The sequence below is a fragment of the Kitasatospora sp. NPDC043949 genome (genome assembly GCF_056435365.1).
In genome coordinates this window covers 138,978-157,130 of the sequence record NZ_JBWKEQ010000002.1, presented here as the reverse complement: position 1 = coordinate 157,130, position 18,153 = coordinate 138,978, and the positions used below count along the sequence as shown (strand labels likewise).

The following is an 18,153-nucleotide window of genomic DNA, read 5'->3' as shown; positions in this document are numbered from 1 at the left end:
CGCCCCGTCCCACCGGAGTGCTCGTGTTGCACCTGCGCCTGATCGTCCCGCCCGACCTGCGGGAGCCCGTGCTCAGCAGCCTGGACGCCGCGGTCGGGGTGACGCACGTCGTGGTGCTGCCGGGTGCGGCCGTACGGCCTGCCGGGGACGTGGTGCTCTGCGACGTCGCCCGCGAGTCGGCGGACGAGATCCTGGGGGTGCTGCGCGGGACCGGCCTGCCCGAGCGCGGGGCGATCGACGTCTCCGGCATCGAGCTGACCCTCTCGGCGGCCGCCGACGAGGCCGAGCGGCTGGCCCCGGGGGAGGGGGCCGACGCGCTGGTCTGGGAGTCGGTCTCCGAGATCACGCACGAGGAGTCCACCCTCACCTGGGTGTTCCTGGCCTTCCTCACCGTGGCGACCATGCTGGCCGCGTGCGGCGCGGTGCTGGACAGCGCGATCCTGGTCGTCGGGGCGATGGCGGTCGGGCCGGAGTTCGGGCCGCTGGCCGGGCTGTGCGTGGCGCTGGTCCAGCGGCGGCTGCGCCCGGCGCTGCGGTCGCTGAACGCGCTGGTCACCGGCTTCGCGGTGGCGATGGCGCTGACCGTCGGGTTCTCTCTGCTGATGGACGGGCTCGGGCTGTTCAGCGAGGCCCAGTTCGCCGCCGCGCGGCCGAACACCTCGTTCATCTGGCAGCCCGACGCGACGTCCTTCGTGGTCGCCTTCCTGGCGGGCATCGCGGGCGTGCTCTCGCTGACCTCCTCGAAGGCCGGGATGATGGTCGGAGTGGCGATCTCGGTGACCACGGTGCCCGCCGCCGCCAACGCCACCGTCGCGCTCGGGTACGGGGAATTCCGCCAGTTCTCGGGCTCCAGCGTGCAGTTGCTGCTGAACCTGCTGGGGATCGTGCTGGCCGGGGTGCTGACCCTGCTGGTGCAGCAGCGGGCCTGGGCGCTGATCCGCCGCCGGCGGCCGGGGGCGGACAAGTGACGGCGGGCAGGTAACAGCGAGCAGATGACGGATTTCAGCGAGCAGATCTTGAGATCTGCTCGCTGAAATCCGTCGCCCGTTCCCGGTCCGGCACCGCGCTGCGGTCCCGGACCAGCGGCTCGATGCCGCGAGGCGTGGCCGCGACCGCGCGCCACCACAGCCGCAGCGCGGGCGGGTCGACCGGTTCGAAGGGCTTGCCGGGCCGGGGCACCGCCAGCCGGGCGCCGAGCGCCTGGGCAGCCGTGACCACCCGTTCGGCGGGCTCCTCCCAGGGGTGCGTCGCCAGGTTGAAGGTGCACCAGTGGATCGGCAGCAGCAGATCGCCGCCGAGGTCCAGGTGCGCCCGGACGCCCTCCTCGGGCGTCATGTGCACCTCGGGCCAGAAGTCGCTGTACGCGCCGACCTGCATCAGCGTCGCGTCGAACGGCCCGAGCCGGCGGCCGATCTCGGCGAAGCCCGGGAAGTAGCCGGTGTCCCCGCTGTGGAAGATCCGGTGCCCGCCGCCGGCCACCACCCAGGACGCCCAGAGGAACAGCGCGCTGGTGCGCGGGCCGCGGCTGCAGTAGTGCCGGGCCGGGGTGGCGGTGAGGGTGAGCCCGGCGACCTCGACCGACTCCCACCAGTCGAGTTCGGCGATCCGCCGGGCCGGTACTCCCCAGCGCTCCAGGTGCGCGCCGACGCCGAGCGGGACGGCGAACACCGCGTCCGTTCCGATCAGTGCGCGGATGGTGGCCATGTCGAGGTGGTCGTAGTGGTCGTGGGAGATCACCACCACGTCCACCGGCCCGAGTTCGGACAGCGGCAGCGGCATCGGGTGCAGCCGCTTGGGCCCCGTCCAGGCGAACGGGGAGCAGCGCTCGCCCCACACCGGGTCGATCAGGACCCGCCGCCCGCCGATCTCGGCGAGCACGGTGGCGTGGCCGAGCCAGGTGAGCCGCAGTCCGGAATCCGGCGGCAGGGCGAGGTCGACCGGGAGCAGCCGGTGCACGGGTACGGCGGCGGTCGGCGCCCGGCGGGTCTTGTCCCCGGTCAGCTGGGCGCGGGTGATCTCCAGCGGGCTGCGCTCGTAGACCAGGCGGCGGGTGGGCAGCGGGTTGCGGAAGGCGCCGTCGGCGAACTGCGGGGAGCGGTGGATCCGGGCCAGCCGTTCGCCCCGGGGCTCGGCCCCGAAGGCCTCGGCCCGGACCCGGTGCCAGGCCGCGCGGGGCAGTCGGGCCAGGTCCGACCCGGTGCGGTTCGCCGTCGGGCCGAGGGCCGGGCTGGTGGTCGGGCTGCTGGTCGGCGGGGTGGTGAACTGCGAGGACAGACCGGCGAGGCGGGAGAACCAGGGGGCGGGGCGGGGCAAGGCTCCTCCAAGGACGGTCACGGCTACCGGGCGTGCCGGGGCGCGTATCCGGGCGGCTGGTGAGGCCGCTGCGGTACGACAACCATCTCGTCGGAGATTACTCGTCATGGGCCGTCCGGACCTGGTGAGCGGCCCCGCGCGGGCCAATCGGCGTACCCCGCCCCGGCCGCGCGCCCAGCGCCACCGCCCGGTGCCGCTACGCGGAGAACCGTCCGGTACCGCTACGCGTAGAAGCGGGTGATCGTCTCCGCGACGCAGTGCGGCTTGGCGCTCTCCGCGCTGGTGATCGTGAACCGCACCACCGCCTGGACCCCGCCCGGCACCTCGGTGGCCGAGAGCAGTTCGGCGGTGGCCCGGATCGCGGTGCCCACCGGCACCGGCGCCGGGAAGCGCACCTTCTCCGAGCCGTAGTTCAGCGCCATGCGCACGCCCTCGACGCCGTAGCACTCCTTCGCCAGCACCGGGATCATCGACTGGGTCAGGTAGCCGTGCGCGATGGTCGAGCCGAACTGGCTCTCCTTGGCCCGCTCCGGGTCCACGTGGATCCACTGGTGGTCGCCGGTCGCCTCGGCGAACAGGTCGATCTGCCGCTGTCCGATGGTGTGCCACTCGCTGGTGCCCAGTTCGGTGCCGACGGCGGCGGTCAGATCGGCGAGGGAGGCGAAGCTCGTCACGGTGCGCTCCTGGGGGAGGGGTCAGGACGCCGGAAGCGTATGCGTACCCGCCGGTATCTGTCAGCGGTGCGGAACGCGGGAACCCGGGGACACAGGAACGCGGGAACCCGGGGGCGCGGCGGCCTGCGGGTGTTTCAGGACCGCAGCGCCCCGCGCCCCAGCGCGTCCTGCCCGGTCGGGAACAGCCGCCGGCCGCTGACCAGTTCCGGCACCAGCGCGACGAACAGCGGCTCCGGGTCCCCCACCCACGGCCGCAGGCCGGACCGCAGCACCCGCCGCACCTGCTCGGGCTCGCGCACCACGTCCGCCCGGCCGTGGACCAGCACGCTCCAGCCCGTCCGGGTGACCGGGTCCAGCAGGTCCGCCTGGAAGGCCACCACCGTGCCGTCAAGCCCGCGCGCGGTGGCACTTCCCCGGCGCACGGCGAGCACCAACCGCCCGTCCAGGACCTCGAAGGAGACCGGTAGCACGGCCGGCAGCGCGTGCTCGGTGTACACCACGCGCCCGACGGGCACGGTGCTGAGCAGCCGCAGGCACTCGGCCTCGCTCAGGGTCTCCACACGGTCCTCACGCTCCATGCGTCCGATCGTCCTCCGGTCGGCGCGCGTGCCGATAGGGCCCATGGTCCCTGAGCGGACGGGCCGGGAGCCCCGTAGGTGGCCGCCCGGAGCGGTAGCCTGCCCGGCGGCGGTACGGTACGCGCCCCTGCTCACCACGGCAGCGGCGGGCGCGGCGGGCGGCCCCGGGTGCGCCGGGGCCGGCATGGGAGGGGGCGTGCGGATGGCGGGCGGGGTCGACCTGGTGGTGATCGGGGCGAACGGCGGGCCCGATCGGGGCTTCGGGGGCTCGGCGCTGGCGCCGGACGGAGCCCGGCTGCTCGCGCGGGTGCTGCCCGGGATGTGCTTCGACGTCGGCGCGGCCGGCTGCCGGGTCACCGAAGTGGCGCCGGACGCGGACGCCAACGCGATGCTCACCGCCGTCCGGGAGGCCGCCCAGCACCCGGGCCGGTGGCTGGTGGTCTGTCTGGTCGGCCAGTTGGCGGTCGATCCGCGCGGGCGCCGGCTCGCCCTGGTGACCGGCGGCAGCACCGCCGACAACGCCTACCGGCGCGGCCTGGCCTGGGACTGGGTGGTCAGCGCGATGGTGCACGGCGACCACGAGGAGGCCCTGCTGCTGGTCGACGCGGTGGCCGACCGGGACACCTGGGCGGCGCTGGAGCGCGGCGGCGGCGAGGACGGCGCGGGCGAACTGCTGGCCTACCCGCGCGTCCCGCTGTGGGGCCGGGTCGGCCGGTACACCCCGGGCAGACGCGGCCGGGACGCCGTACTGCCGGGTGGTGAGGGCTCGTTCAGCCACGCCCTGACCACCGTGCTGCGGCAGGGCGTCCCGGGTGCCCCGGCCGCCGTCGCCCCGCTGGACCTCCAGCCGTCCGTCGCCGCGCTGCTCGACGGGGGCGAAGCGCCGGGTAGTTCGGGTGCGCCGGGCGCGCGCCTGCTCGTTCCGCCGCAGGGCGGGCGCCTGTTGATGCGCAATCGGGCCGCGGTTCGGGGCGCATTGGCCGGATTGTCGCTTTCCGAAGAACTGTTGGCCGTTCTGTGGCGGGAAAGTGCCCCGACGGAACCGCCTTCCGCGTAAGGTCAGGTGGCCTGAGGTGTTGCCGTGATGGGGTGGGTTGGCGAAGAATCGATCCCCAGCGGAAACACCTGCGGGACGACGGAATTCTTCCGGCGGCCACGGATCATGAATCGGTCGGTCGCGACGAGGTGGGGCGATGCGGCAGCGCGGAAATGTGTTGCGCCCTGGGGCGGTTGGGGTCGGTGGGGTGGTTCTGGTGTTGCTCCTCGGCGCCTGTGCGAGCGGCGGTGCCGACGGTTCCGTCGATCGGCTCGGAACGGCTGCGCCCAGTGTCGCGGGAGTGGATCCGGTACCTCCTTCGGGTGGTTCGGTAAACACCTCGATCGCGCCGACGGACGGGCCGGAAGGTGCCATGGGGCGACTCGCCCTGAAGACGTATCAGGACTGGTGGCAGGCCCAGGCCGAGGCATTCGGGCGGTCGGATTCGGACGGATTCGCTCTGGAGACGTACTCTTCCGGGCGGGCCCTTACCGACACCCTGGTCAGTCTCCGCCAACTTCGCGACGCCAAACTGGTGATGACCGGAACGCCGCGCAATTCGGCGGTGGTCAAGGCCATTGACCTGAAAGCCGATCCGCAGACCGCCGTGATCGAGGACTGCGTCGACGTATCGGGATGGCACCGCGTCGACGCCGTCACCCAGGTGGCAAAGGATCCGGGCGACCGACTGAACCGCTACGTCGCGACCGCGTCCCTGCGCTGGTTCCAAGCACGTTGGCTGATCTACGACTTCAAGCGGGAGGTGGACCGGGCATGCTGAACACGCGTAAACCGGCCCGGCGATTCGCGATCCTCGCGCCGTTGTCCGCCGGGTTGCTGTTGGCCTCGGCGGTGTCGGCGGCGGCGGACGAACCGCCGGGCGGAGGTGCCGAACAGTGCTACCCGGACGTGATCTGCTCCGGGGTCAACTCCGGGGGCACGAAACCGAAGCCCGGACCGTCGCAGCCCGGCGGTGGCGGTGGCGGAAGTACGGGCGACGGGCCGCTGCTGTGCAGCTACCACGACCAGCAGTGGCCCTGCCACGACCCGGAGCGCGGCTGGTTCAACAGCGGCGTCGGGTGCTACTTCCGCCCGCTGGACAACCCGCCCCCCGAGGGCGACCCGGAGTGGCAGGGCCACAAGCCGTCCGAGGGCGCGCTCTACTCGAAGGTCTGCCCGCAGACGGGCGGCGGCCAGGACGGCGCCGAGATCGTGTTCGAGGCCACCTCGCCGGCCGGGCCGCCGGCGCTGAACCTGGTGGACGTCGGCTTCGGCTTCGCCCACGAGATGCGCTTCCCGAAGCCGACGGCGGGCGTCGCGCCCAAGGGCACGGCGGTGGTGAAGGCGCCGGTCTGGCTCTGGCTGGACGGCGTGGCGGCGCCCGCGCCCAAGACGCTGTCCGTCCCGGGGGCCTCCGTCACCGTCACACCGGTGCTGAGGGGCGTGACCTGGGTCTTCGACAGCGGCGTCTCCGTGACCTGCGACAAGGCCGGGACGCCGTACGACCCCAAGTACGGCGCCGCCAAGTCGCCGGACTGCGGCTACGAGTTCGCCGTGGGCTCGGGCACCAGGAAGAGCGGCGTCTTCAACGGCACGGTGACGGCGAACTGGGTGGGTGAGGTCGTGGTCACGGGGCCGAACGCGAAGACCTTCGACGTCAAGATGCCGCAGTCCTCGAACTTCACGCTCAAGGTCGCCGAGGTGCAGGTCCTCAACTGACCTGGCGGCGGCGGACGTCCGATGCCCCGCGGCCCGGCTGCGGGGCGCCGGCGGCCCGGCCGCACGCGACCACGGCGCCGAAGTCCATGTGTCGAAGCCCGGCACCGGCGGCCTGAGCAGCGGTGACCCGAGCACCGAGAAACCAGTACTGACGATCCGGAACGAGCACGAGGGAAGGGCGGAACCCGGTGGAGAACCGTACATTCGCGACGCCGGGATCCGGCACACCCGCAGGGGCCGCGGTGTCCGTGGCGGTCCCGGACCAGGGGCAGGGGCCGGGCGAGGCCCCGGGCGGCGGCGCGGGCAAGGGCAAGGGGCGCGCCGCCCCGCACGTCCCCGGCCGGACGCTGCGGGCCCGGCGACGGCGCCCGGCGGTGCTGGCGATGGCCGTCGCGCTGATCGCCGCCGGCGGCCTGGGCGGCGCGGTGCTCTACAACAGCACCGGCCAGCGGGTCGCCGTGCTGGCGCTGGCCCGGGACATCCCGTGGGGGCAGGTGATCACCGACGACGACCTAGTGGTGGCCCGGATCGCCGGGGATCCGGCGCTGCGGCCGCTGTCCGCCACCGAACGGGACAAGGCGGTCGGCATGCGGGCCGCCACCGACCTCAAGCGCGGCGCGATGCTCACCAGGGGCGACGTCGCGCAGACCCTGGCGGTGCAGCCCGGCCAGATCGTGGTCGGCGTCTCGGCCAAGCGCAGCCAGCTGCCCGCCAGCCGGCTCCAGCCGGGGCTGCAGATCGTCGTGGTCTACACCCCGGACAACACCAAGGCCGACTCGATGCCCGCGACGGTCATCACGGTCGGCCGGGTGGACACCGACGGCAGCCAGGTGATCGACGTGGCCGTCGGCGCGGCGGACGGCCCCCGGCTGGCGCAGTGGGTGGCCGGCGGCCGGATCCAGGTCCTGCTGGCCCCGCGCGCCGCCGCGGCCGGCAGCGCGACCGGGACCGCCGGTGCGGGCACCGGCGGCAGTACCGTGCCGACGGCCCCGGCGACCGGGACCACCCCCGGCGCTGCCACGGCCCCCGTACCCCCGACCGGGGCGGGTGGCGCCTGATGGCGGTGATCGCGGTGGCCGGCGGCCCGGGCGCGCCCGGCGCGACCACGGCGGCCCTGGCCCTGCTGCTGGCCTGGCCGCTGGAGTCCGGACGGCGGGTCCTGCTGGTGGAGGCCGACCCGGACGGCGGCGCGGTGCTCGCGGGCGCCCTGGAGGGCCGGGTCGACGCGGTGTACGGGCTGCGCAACCTGGCCGTCGCGGACCGGCGCGGACTGCTCGCCGAGACCATCTGGGAGCAGCTGATCGACCTCTCGCCCGAGGGCACCGCCGAGCGGCTGCTGCTGCCCGGGCTGACCGACCCCACCCAGGCCCCGGGCCTCGCCTACACCTGGGAGCCGCTCGTCGACCTGCTGCACGGCCTCGAACCGCAGGGCTACGACGTCATCGTGGACCTCGGCCGCTCCGGCGCCACCGGCGTGAGCGCCGTGCTGGCCCGCCGGGCGGACGTGGTCGCGGTGACCGTCCGCACCACGCTGCGCGGCCTGAGCTCGGCCCGGCCCCGACTGGCCGCGCTCGCCGAGGACCTCGCCACGGCCGGCACCGGGGTGGACGCGCTCGGACTGCTGCTGGTCGCCGAGGGGCCGTACTCGGGGCCGGAGGTGGCGCGCGAGTTCGGCCTGCCGGTGCTGGGGCTGCTGCCGCACGCCACCCGCACCGCCCGGGTGCTCTCCGACGGCGGTGACATCACCGACCGGCGGTTCATCCGCTCGGAGCTGATGCGGACGGCGCGTTCGGCGGCGGACGAGGTGCAGCTGCTGGTCCGCCGCCGTCGCCAGCGGCTCGCGCCGACCGCCGCGCCGGTCCCGGCCCAGCTCACCGCCGCGGCCCGGACCGGGACCCCGGCCCAGCCCCCGACCGCGGTTCACGCCCAGCCCCCGGTGCCGACCCCGCAGGCGGCTGCGCCGACGGCGTACCGGCCGGTGGAGGGGGAGCAGCCCTCGTACACCCCGCCGCAGCCGGTCGGGCCGGTGATCACCACCGGCCCGGTGGCGCCGCTGGCCGGGCTGGCCCCCCAGCCGGCCGCTCCGGCCCCGTTCCCGGGGCACGTCCAGCCGCAGCCGCAGCCGCCGTACGGGCCGCAGGCCGGCTACGTCGCGTACGACCAGCAGGGCGGGTCCACCCCGTACGACCAGCAGGTGGGGGCCCCGTACGGCCAGCAGCCCGGGTACGTCCGCCCGGAGCCCGAGGACGACGGCCGCTACCCGCTCCAGCAGCCCGCCGTGACACCTGATCAGGCACACCCGAACGGTCCGCAGCCGTACAACCCCGGGGAGGTGCTCCGTGCGCGGTAGCCCCCTGCACCAGCACCCCGCGGCCGACCCGGCCGCGCTGCCCTGGGCCACCCAGGCCCAGACGCAGACGCAGACACAGGCGCAGGCGCAGGCGCCGGCGGCCGCCCCGCCCCAGGCCTACCGGCCGGGCCCCGTCGCCCCGCAGCCCGCGCCGCCGCCGTACGTCCCGGCGGGCGGCGCGGCCACGCCCACCGCCGTGCCCTCCCAGCTGCCCTCGCTCGACCTGCGCGGCGCCGCCACCCGGCCGGCCGTCGACCCGCAGGTGGCCCGCGAGCTGAAGCGCCAGGTCGCGGCCGAACTGCACCAGCAGATCACCCGGTTGACCGCCACCTCGGGCGCCGAACCGGACCGCGCCACCCGCCGCCAGCGCGGCCGCGCGCTGATCGAGGAGGCAGTCGCCCGCTGGTCCGACGCCTACGCGCAGACCCACGGCATCCCGCCCACCCGGGAGCAGGACCGCGCGCTCGCCGAGGCCGTCTTCGACCTGCTGTTCCGGGCCGGGCGACTCCAGCCCTACCTGGACGACCCGGAGATCGAGAACATCCTGATCAACGGCTGTGACGACGTCTGGGTCTCCCGGGTGCACCAACCCCTGCGCCAGGTACCGCCGGTGGCCGAGAGCGACGCCGAACTCGTCGAACTGCTCCAGGACCTGGCCCGTCAGCACGGCGGCGGCGAGCGCAGCCTGTCCACCGCCAGCCCGACCCTCGCGCTGCGCCTGGAGGGCGGCATGCGCCTCCAGGCGCTCACCGAGGTGACGCCCCGCCCGTACGTGGCGATCCGGCGCCACCGGGTGGCCTCGGCGACCCTGCCGGAGATGGTCGAACTCGGCACCCTGGACAGCACCTTGGCCGCGTTCCTGGCCGCCGCGATCCGGGCCCGGAAGAACGTGATGATCACCGGCACCCAGGGAGTCGGCAAGACCAGCCTGCTGCGCGCGATGGCCGCAGAGATCCCGCCGGACGAGCGGATCGGCACCCTGGAGTCGGAGTTCGAGCTGTGGCTGCACACTCTCGGCCACCTGCGCCAGGTCGTCCCGATGGAGGCCCGCGAGGGCAACGGCGAACGCGTCGAAGGCCGCCTGGCGGGCGAGTTGACGATCGGCGACCTCATCCCGGCGGCGCTGCGGATGACGCTGTCCCGGATCATCGTCGGCGAGGTCCGATCCGGCGAGGTCGTCCCGATGCTGCGGGTCATGACCAACGGAGAGGGCGGCTCGATGTGCACCCTGCACGCCCGCGGCCCGCACATGGTCGTCGACCGCATCGCCGAACTCTGCCTGGAGTACGGCTCGCACATGACCGACTCGCTCGCCTACCGGCTCACCGCCAACGCCCTGGACCTCATCGTGCACGTCACCATGGTCGACGAGACCGCCGTCGGCGGACGCCGGCACCGCTTCGTCTCCCACGTCCTGGAGGTCGCCGGCCTCGGCGAGAGCGGCCGGCCCGCGCTGAACACCGTGTTCGGCCCCCGGGTGGACCTCGGTGAGCCGCGGGCCGTCCCGCACACCCCGCCGCAGTGCCTGGACGACCTGCGCAGGGCCGGCTTCGACGCCGCCCTGCTCGGCTCCCGCTACGGCGGCTGGGCCACCCCGCTGCAACTGCGGATCGGCGGTGGCGCGCGATGATGCTGCTGTTCGCCCTGTGCGGGCTGGCCGTCGCGGGCGGGCTGGTCGCCCTGGTGGCCTGGGCCCGCGGCAGCGACCCGGCGGACGAGGACGAGACCCCGGAGCGGAGCAACCCGCTGGCCGGCCGCGCCCACGTCTTCTGGTACGGCGCCCCCGGCGCCGCCTCGGCCCGGGTCGCCCGGCTGCGCCGGATCCAGCTGCCGCTCGCGCTCGCCGGCGCCCCGCTCGCCTGGCTGTTCACCGGCATCCCGCTGGCCGCCCTGCTGGTGCCGCTGGCCGTGTTCGGCCTGCCCTGGCTGTTCGACACCACCCGCCCGGACACCCGCCGGATCGAACGCCTGGAGGCGCTGTCCGAGTGGACCCAGCGCATCGCCGACGTGCTGCTGCTCGGCGTCGGCCTCAACCAGGCCATCGTCACCAGCCGCCGCACCGCCCCCGCCGCCCTGGAGGAGGAGATCGGTGAACTGGCCGCCCGGCTCCAGGCCCGCTGGCGGCCCGAGGAGGCGCTTCAGGCCTTCGCCGACAGCGTCGCCGACGCCACCGCCGACAAGGTGCTCGCCGCGCTCGTGCTGCGGTCCGGCGACAGCGGCCCCGGCCTGGCCCGGGCACTGGCCGACATGGCCGACTCGGTGCGCGAGGAGGTCCGCCAGCGCCGCGCCATCGAGGCCGACCGGGCCAAGCACCGCACCACCATCCGCTGGCTGGTCGGCATCATCGTGCTGGTCGTCACGGTCGGCTCCTTCAACACCGAGTACACCCGGCCGTACGGCACGCTGCTCGGCCAGATCGTGCTCGCCGTCGTCGCCGCCCTGTTCGTCGCGATCATCGCCTGGATGCGCGCCCTCGCCTCGCACCCGCCGGTGCCCCGGCTGCTGGCGCCCGACCGGCGCGGCAAGGCCGGGCGCCGCGCCCCGGTGCGCGAGGACGAGGCGCTCCAGCAGCTCGGGGAGGTCCGGTGATCTCCCCCTGGTCCGTGCTGGCCGGGGCCGTCGCCGCCGGCGGCGTCGCCCTGCTGATCGCCGAACTGCGGCCCGCGCCGCCCGACCTGCGCCAGGCCCTGGACCGGCTGCACCGCACCCCCGCCGAACGGGCCGCGGACCCGGACGAGCGGCCGCGCTGGTACGACCGGATCGGCGAGCGCTCGATCGGCCTGCGCGGAGTGTCCCTGCCGCACCGCGAACTCGCCCTGATCGGCCGCGCCCCGGCCCGGTTCATGGTGCACAAGCTGCTGTTCGCCGCGATCGGCCTGCTGCTGCCCGCCTACCTGGGCGCGATGGCCGCGCTGATGGACATCGGCCTGCCCTTCGCCCTGCCGCTGCTGGCCGGGCCGCTGCTGGCCGGCCTGCTCTGGTTCGTCCCCGACGCCATCGTGCGCGGCGAGGCCAAGGAGGCGCGCACCGAGTACCTGCACGGCATCGCCGCCTACCTCGAACTCGTCGCCCTGGAACGGGCCGCCGACTGCGGGCCCGCCGAGGCGCTGCGCCGCGCCGCCGCGGTCGGGCGCGGCACCGTGTTCCGGCGCATCCGCGACGCCCTCGACCGCGCCGCCACCGACCGGCTCCCGCCCTGGGCCGGACTCGACGCGCTGGCCGAGGAGTTGGGGCTCAGCCCGCTGCAGGACGTGGCGGACATCATGCGGCTGTCCGGCACCGACGGCGCCGCCGTGTACGACACCCTGCGGGCGCGCGCCAAGGGCCTGCGCGGTGAGCTGCTCGCCGAGGACCTCGCCCGCGCCAACGCCGACAGCGAGCGGATGGTCGCACCCGGAGCCGCCCTCACCCTGCTGATGACCGTCCTGATCGTCTTTCCCGCACTCCACCAGATGCTCAACTGACCCTCCTCGCAGGGCATCTGGCACCACACCGCACTCCACCCCCGGGAGACCCGAATGACCGTCCGACTCGTCCACCTGGCAGGCCGGCTGATCCGGCCCGTCCTGCTGCCCGTGCAGTTCGCCCTGCTGCTGTTCACCCTGCGGCTCGGCCGGCTGCGGGCCGCCCGCGCGCGCGGCGACCGCGGCGCGATCAGCATCGAACTCGCCCTCGCCATCATCGCGTTGGTCTTCGTCGCGGGCGCCGTCGCGACCGCGCTGTACCTGCTGAAGGACAAGGTCGTGCAGAAGGTCGAGCAGGACCCGAACATGCCGGGTGCGGGCGCGGGAGGCGCCACCAAGTGACGTACCGACCTCGCCGCCGCGGCGACCGGGGGTCGATGAGCGTGAGCCTCGCCATCGTCTTCCCGGTCGTCCTGGTGCTCCTGATGCTCGTCGTCCAGGCCGCGCTGCTGTGGTACGACCGCCAGCTCGCGCTCACCGCCGCCCGCGAGGGCGTGGACGCCGGCCGGATCCAGGGCAACGCGACGGACGAGGTGAAGAACGAGGCGGCGCGCCGACAGGCCAGGGACTTCCTCGACCGGCAGGGCGTGCACTCGTACACGGTGACGACCGACGGCAGCACGCCCGAAGTGGTCCGGGTCACGGTGGCGGTACGCCCGCCGCTGCTGATACCCGGGCTGTCGGCACCCGCCCTCACGCAGTTCGCCGAGGCGCCGCGCGAGCACTTCGTCCCGCCGGTGGCGGTGGCGCCGTGAGACCGCGGACCTGGGCCGATCGGTGGCCGGCGCTCCGCGCCGAGCGCCGTTCCGAGGGCCGTTCCGAGCCCCGCGCCGCGCGCCGACCCCGGTGGTGGCCGGTCCGGCGGAGCGACGGCGGCGCGGTCGCCATCGAGGCGGCGATCGTCGTGCCCCCGGTGGTCGGGCTGGTCCTGGTGGCCATCGCCGCCGGGCGGGTGCAGACCACGGCCGGTACGGTCGAGGCCGCCGCCCGGGCCGGCGCCCGCACCGCCTCGCTGCAGCGCAGCGTCGACGGGATGACGCAGCCGGGCCGGGACTCGGCCCTCGCGACGCTGCGCCAGCAGGGCGTCTCCTGCCGCAACGGGGACGTCCAGGTCGTGCCCGGCCAACTGGACCTGCCCGGCGGCGCCGTCACGACCGTCAAGGTCACCGTGGTGTGCGACGTCGAACTGGCGGACCTGCTCGGCGGACCGTCCGGCGTACCCGTGACGAAGCACCTCGTCGGCGAGTTCACCTCCGTGGTGGACCGCTACCGGGGCACATGACGACCCGGGGCGGCACCCGGCGGGACACGGGCCACGACGGGGGATTGGGGACGGCCCGCGCGGGGGAGACGCAAGCGGAGAGCGCACGGGGGATGACGCGACGGGACCGGCCGGCGCCCGGTGGGGGCCGGTGGGGAGGACGAGGGGCGGGAGGGGCAGGGGGGATGGGAGTGCCTGTCAGGGCGCGGCGCCGGCGCCGCTCCGACCGGGGCGCGGTCGCCCTCTTCGTGGCGATCTGCGCGGCCTACGTCGTGCTCGTCATCGCCCTGGTGATCGACGCCGGCGGCCGGTTGCGGGTCGCCGAACGCACCGACGCCTACGCCCAGGAGGCCGCGCGGGTCGGCGGACAGCAGCTCGACCAGGCCGCCGTCCTCCAGGGGAAGGGCTTCAAGGTCCAGCAGGAGTACGTCCGGCAGGCCGCCGACGCCTACCTGGCCCTGTACGGCCTTCAGGCGGGCGAGGTCGAGTTCTCCGGCGACGGCAAGGTCGTCACCGTCACCGTGCGGGCCGACTACCGGCCCGTCCTGCTGGGCGCGCTCGGGGAGCGGAAGGTAACGGGCAAGGGCAGTGCGACCCTCGTCCACGGAGTCGAGAAAGCGGAGACCGACTGATGGCCGCGCCACGTGCCAAGGACCAGGCCCGAACCGCCCCGGGCCGGGCTCGAACCGCCAAGGGCCGGAGCCCCGGCGCCAAGGACCAGGCCCGGGGCGCCGACGGCCGGGCCCACACCGGACACCGGGCCGCGGGCCGCCCCGCCGCCCCGGCGCCCCGCCCACCGCGCGGGCGCGGCCGCGGCGCAGCCCTGATCGCCGCGCTCGCCGCGCTGGTCACCCTGCTCGCCCTGCTGCTCGGTGTCCCCGCGCTGCTGCTCTACGGCACCCGTGCGGTCGCCGCGATGGGCGACGTCGCGCCGGAGGGCGTCGGCCAGGCGCTCACCGGCCCGGACGACGGACGGCTGTTCCTCTGGCTGCTGGTCGTGGTCGGCTGGCTCGCCTGGGCCTGCTTCGCGCTCTCCGTCCTGCTGGAGATCCCCGCGCAGCTGCGCGGCCGGATCGCCCGCCGCATCCCCGCCTTCGGCTGGAGCCAGCGGATGGCGGCCGGCCTGGTCGGCTCGGTGTTCGCGCTGATGCCGGTCGCCGGCTCGGCCTTCGCCGCCACCCCGGCCCACACCGCCACCGCCCCCGCGCAGTTGGCGGCCGGCGTGCAGCGCGCCGCCCTGCCCGCCGCCCAGGCCGCGCCCGCCCTGGCGCCCGCCGCCGAGCAGAACCCCACGTACACCGTGCGGGACAGTCGGCCCGCCGACAGCCTGTGGTCCATCGCCGAACGCCAACTGGGCTCCGGTGAACGGTGGGTGGATATCGCCAAGCTCAACGACGGCCGGGTGATGGACGATTCCGGCATCCGCTTCGACGCCGACCGGCCGATCCAGCCGGGGTGGGCGCTGCTGATGCCGGGGGACGCGAAGGCGGACGGGTCGGCGCCCGCGCCTGCTCCTGCGCCCGCTCCTTCGTCCGAGCCTGCCCCCGCCCCCGCTCCCGGTGCCGGGTCGGCCCAGGTGCCGCAGGCCGGGACGGAGCCGGGTGCGGGCGGGCATGCGACGGTGACCGTCCAGGGCGGGGACAGCCTGTCCGCCATCGCCCAAAGGGAGTTGGGGGACGCCGAGGCGTGGCCGAAGCTGTTCGAGGCGAACAAGGGCGCCCAGGCGCCGGACGGGGAACGGCTGACCGATCCGGACGTGCTGGTGCCCGGGATGGTGCTCACGGTGCCGGGGGCCGCCGCTCCCGCGCCTGCTCCTTCGCCTGCTCCTTCGTCCGAGCCCGCTCCCGCTCCCGCTCCCGCTCCGGCGCCGCAGTCGGCGCCGTCGACCGGCCAGCCGCCGGCCGATCAGGCGCCCGCCACCCCCGCCCCCGCGCCGACCCAGGCCGCGCCGACCCCGGCCGCGTCCAATCCCGTCACCCCGGCGCCCACCCACGCGCCCACCCATGCGCCTGCCCCCGCCGCGCACGCCGAACCGGCCGCCGGCGACGACTACTCCATCGCCCTCACCGCCTCCACCGTCGGTGTCCTGCTCGCCGCCGTCATGGTCGGCACCGTCGCGCACAAGCGCGGCACCCAGCTGCGCGCCCGCCGCCCCCGGCACCGCATCACCATGCCCGACGCCGAGGCCGCCGCCTTCGAGAACGAGCTCAGGGCCCGTCAGGACGACGCGGGCCTCGACCTGCTCGACCGCGCCCTGCGCACCATGGCCCGCAACACCGTGCGCGGCGGCAAGCGCCTGCCCGCCATCGTCGCCGCCCGGATCACCCCCGGCCACACCATCGAACTGCACCTCTCCGGCCCGGCCACCCCGATCGCGCCGTTCCGTGCCGCGCACGCCGCCAACGTCTGGTGGTGCAGCCTCGACTCCGGCGACCTGCTCAGCGCCGCCCAGGCCCGCAAGACCGCCGCGCCCTACCCCGCCCTGGTCACCCTCGGCACCTCGCCCGACGGCTCGGTCGTCCTCGCCGATCTGGAGGCCGTCCGGCTGCTCCACCTCTCCGGCCACCCCGACGACGCCCGCGACATCCTGCGCACCCTCGCCATCGAACTCGCGCACAGCCCGCTCGCCGACCGGCTCCACCTGCACCTGGTCGACCTCGCCGAGGAGGTGCCGATCAGCGGCCCGGCCGCCGAACGCATCCACCGCCACCCCACCCTGGAGGCCGCGCTCGCCGCCCTCGGCCCGCGCACCGCCAAGGCCCGCGCCACGCTGGTCGCCGCCGAGGCCGCCAGCCCGCGCGACGCCCGCAGCCGGGGCCAGGCCGACGAGTCCTGGACCCCCGAGATCGTGCTCTGCGCCCAGCAGCCCGGCGGCGAGGTCCCCGCCGAACTCGGCCGCCTGCTCGACGCCCGGCCGCGCACCTGCGTCGCCGTCATCACCCGTGCCCCCGAACGCGGCACCGGCCCGGTCGCCCGCTGGACCCTCCCGGCCACCGGCCAGGCGGCCATCCCCGGCCTGCACCTCACCGTCGAACTCCAGCGGCTCAGCGACCAGCAGTACGACCAGGTCGCCGAACTGCTCCGCGCCGCCGACGACCTCACCCAGCACCCGGCCCCCGCCTGGACCCTGGACGGTCCCGGCCTCGACCCCGACGCGGACGACGACGCCGACACGGCCGAACTGCCCGCCGCCGTACCCGTACTGGCCGCCGTCGGGGCCCCCGCGGCCGGCGTGCAGGGCGGTACGGACACGGCCGCCGGGCCCCGGCTGCTCGCCCGGGTCATCGGCACCGGCGCCAGCCCGTTCGCGGGCACCGACCCGGCGACGCCGGTGCCGGCCCCTCCGGCCGGGCCGGGGCGGTACGCGGTCAACGGACAGGGGCGGCAGGCCGCCTCCGCCGAGACCGAGACCGAGGTCGAGGTCGAGGTCGGGAGCGGAGCCGGTACCGGGAGCGGGATCGGGACCGAGGAAGAGCTCGTGGTCGGTCAGGTCGTTGACGAGGCCGCGGACGAGGCAGCGGACGAGGCCACCCGGGACCTGCGCCGCCCGGACGCGGTGGCGGGGGACGCGGCGGAGGCACCGCAGCAAGCCCCCGCGGCGGTCCTCGCCGTGCCGTCCGTCCAGCCCGTGCCGTTCGTGCCGTCCGTGCCCGCCGTCCAGTCCGTCCAGTCCGTCCAGCCGGTCGTGCCGCCGCCGCCCGTCGAGCCGGCCCCGGTCCACCAGCCCGCGCCCGCGCCCTCCGGCGTCGACCCGCGCGTCCCGTCCCGGCCGGAGCCCTCGCCCGACCTCGTGCCCGGCACCGAAGCCGAGGCCCCGGCCGAAGCCGGCTCCCAGGCCGATTCCTACGCCGAGCCCGGGCTCGAACCCGGATCCGAGCCCGGCCCCGCCGCCGCCCCGGTCGCCCAGACCACCCCCGGGCGCAGCGACAGCGACGACCTGCTCGCCATCCTGCGCTCCCCGGAGGCGCACGCCGCCCGCAACGCCCCCCGGATCCGCCTGCTCGGCCCGGTCGACGTCGCCGGAGCCCTCGGTGCCGCCGAACCCGGCGCGCTGTCCCGGCTCACCGAACTCGCCGTCTACCTCGCGCTGCGGCCCGGCGCCGACCACCACGCCCTCGACCACGACCTCCACCCCGGCGCCGCCCACCTCGACCCGCACCCCACCGCGGCCGACGCCAAGAGCCCGCTCCCCGGCAAACTCGCCGACCTGGCCGCCTGGTTCGGCACCTCGCCCGAGGGCCGCGCCTTCCTGCCGACCGACACCACCGACGGCTACTCCTTCACCCCGGTCGTCACCTGCGACTGGGACGAGTTCCGCAGCCTCTACCGGCGCGGCATGCGCAGCACCAGCGCCACCGCCGACGCCGCCCTCGCCCACGCCCTGGCCCTGGTGCGCGGCGCCCCGTTCGCCGAGGCCCCGCCCGCCTCCTACGGCTGGGCCGAGGCCGAACGCCAGGACATGATCGCGGCGATCGTCGACACCGCCCACGAACTGGCCGCCCGCCGCCTGCAGTACGGCGACCACCGTAGCGCCGAGGCCGCCGTCTTCCGCGGCCTCGCCGTCGCCCCGGACGTCGAACTCCTGCACCGGGACCTCTTCTACGCCTACGCCTCGGCCGGCGCCCGCGACCAACTCCTGCGCGCCGTCAACCGTCTCGACGCGCTCAGCCGCCGCACCGGCCGTGACCTGGACGCCGACACCGTCGCCCTGCTCCGCGATCTGCTGGCCGGTTCCTGACGTCCCCTGCATGCCGCTGC

The 18,153-nt window shown here is 75.5% G+C and carries 17 protein-coding genes; 14 read left to right on the top strand and 3 right to left on the bottom strand.

The window, feature by feature from the left end:
- Nucleotides 1–23 precede the first annotated feature (23 nt).
- The gene (locus AC07AL_RS02875) at nt 24–968 is read left to right on the top strand and encodes a DUF389 domain-containing protein (RefSeq protein ID WP_363630650.1); all 945 of its coding nucleotides are present in this window, start codon (nt 24–26) and stop codon (nt 966–968) included.
- A gap of 34 nt (nt 969–1,002) precedes the next feature.
- On the opposite strand, the gene AC07AL_RS02870 is transcribed toward AC07AL_RS02875, so the two are convergent.
- From AC07AL_RS02870 to AC07AL_RS02860, 3 genes are all read right to left on the bottom strand, one after another.
- A complete protein-coding gene (locus AC07AL_RS02870; RefSeq protein ID WP_478316691.1) occupies nt 1,003–2,187 on the bottom strand; it encodes an MBL fold metallo-hydrolase in 1,185 nt (394 codons plus the stop codon).
- Between the two features lie 347 nt (nt 2,188–2,534).
- Nucleotides 2,535–2,987 carry a MaoC family dehydratase gene (locus tag AC07AL_RS02865; protein ID WP_363579191.1) on the bottom strand — a complete coding sequence of 151 codons (453 nt, stop codon included), beginning with the start codon at nt 2,985–2,987 and terminating at the stop codon, nt 2,535–2,537.
- 134 nt (nt 2,988–3,121) lie between these two features.
- Nucleotides 3,122–3,565 (bottom strand): pyridoxamine 5'-phosphate oxidase family protein, encoded by a 444-nt coding sequence (locus AC07AL_RS02860; protein WP_063350036.1) that lies wholly within the window; start codon nt 3,563–3,565, stop codon nt 3,122–3,124.
- Between the two features lie 202 nt (nt 3,566–3,767).
- Between AC07AL_RS02860 and AC07AL_RS02855 the strand changes: the two genes are divergently transcribed.
- From AC07AL_RS02855 to AC07AL_RS02795, 13 genes are all read left to right on the top strand, one after another.
- On the top strand, nt 3,768–4,622 hold the full coding sequence (locus AC07AL_RS02855) for a hypothetical protein (protein ID WP_363579189.1): 855 nt from the start codon (nt 3,768–3,770) through the stop codon (nt 4,620–4,622).
- A 196-nt stretch (nt 4,623–4,818) separates the two neighbouring features.
- Nucleotides 4,819–5,382 carry a hypothetical protein gene (locus AC07AL_RS02850; RefSeq protein ID WP_363616806.1) on the top strand — a complete coding sequence of 188 codons (564 nt, stop codon included), beginning with the start codon at nt 4,819–4,821 and terminating at the stop codon, nt 5,380–5,382.
- Complete coding sequence (locus AC07AL_RS02845) at nt 5,376–6,320, top strand: hypothetical protein (RefSeq protein ID WP_363616808.1); 945 nt, start codon at nt 5,376–5,378, stop codon at nt 6,318–6,320. The genes AC07AL_RS02850 and AC07AL_RS02845 overlap by 7 nt, the downstream gene beginning before the upstream one ends.
- Nucleotides 6,321–6,562: 242 nt before the next feature.
- A complete protein-coding gene (locus AC07AL_RS02840; RefSeq protein WP_363579183.1) occupies nt 6,563–7,378 on the top strand; it encodes an SAF domain-containing protein in 816 nt (271 codons plus the stop codon).
- Entirely contained in the window at nt 7,378–8,670 is a 1,293-nt protein-coding gene (locus AC07AL_RS02835) for a hypothetical protein (RefSeq protein WP_363579181.1), read from the top strand. Before AC07AL_RS02840 ends, AC07AL_RS02835 begins: the two co-directional genes overlap by 1 nt.
- Complete coding sequence (locus AC07AL_RS02830) at nt 8,660–10,300, top strand: CpaF family protein (protein WP_478316558.1); 1,641 nt, start codon at nt 8,660–8,662, stop codon at nt 10,298–10,300. Before AC07AL_RS02835 ends, AC07AL_RS02830 begins: the two co-directional genes overlap by 11 nt.
- On the top strand, nt 10,297–11,259 hold the full coding sequence (locus AC07AL_RS02825; protein ID WP_363630645.1) for a type II secretion system F family protein: 963 nt from the start codon (nt 10,297–10,299) through the stop codon (nt 11,257–11,259). Before AC07AL_RS02830 ends, AC07AL_RS02825 begins: the two co-directional genes overlap by 4 nt.
- Nucleotides 11,256–12,134, top strand: coding sequence for a hypothetical protein (locus AC07AL_RS02820; protein WP_363579175.1), 879 nt, complete (start codon nt 11,256–11,258; stop codon nt 12,132–12,134). The genes AC07AL_RS02825 and AC07AL_RS02820 overlap by 4 nt, the downstream gene beginning before the upstream one ends.
- Nucleotides 12,135–12,188: 54 nt before the next feature.
- Nucleotides 12,189–12,476: a hypothetical protein gene (locus AC07AL_RS02815; protein WP_363579173.1), complete on the top strand. Its 288-nt coding sequence runs from the start codon at nt 12,189–12,191 to the stop codon at nt 12,474–12,476.
- A complete protein-coding gene (locus AC07AL_RS02810) occupies nt 12,473–12,889 on the top strand; it encodes a TadE/TadG family type IV pilus assembly protein (protein WP_159398548.1) in 417 nt (138 codons plus the stop codon). The genes AC07AL_RS02815 and AC07AL_RS02810 overlap by 4 nt, the downstream gene beginning before the upstream one ends.
- Nucleotides 12,886–13,416, top strand: a complete 531-nt coding sequence (locus AC07AL_RS02805; protein WP_400805062.1) for a TadE/TadG family type IV pilus assembly protein — start codon at nt 12,886–12,888, stop codon at nt 13,414–13,416. The genes AC07AL_RS02810 and AC07AL_RS02805 overlap by 4 nt, the downstream gene beginning before the upstream one ends.
- A 164-nt stretch (nt 13,417–13,580) precedes the next feature.
- Entirely contained in the window at nt 13,581–14,027 is a 447-nt protein-coding gene (locus AC07AL_RS02800; protein ID WP_371520841.1) for a hypothetical protein, read from the top strand.
- On the top strand, nt 14,027–18,133 hold the full coding sequence (locus AC07AL_RS02795; protein ID WP_478316556.1) for a LysM peptidoglycan-binding domain-containing protein: 4,107 nt from the start codon (nt 14,027–14,029) through the stop codon (nt 18,131–18,133). Before AC07AL_RS02800 ends, AC07AL_RS02795 begins: the two co-directional genes overlap by 1 nt.
- Nucleotides 18,134–18,153 lie beyond the last annotated feature (20 nt).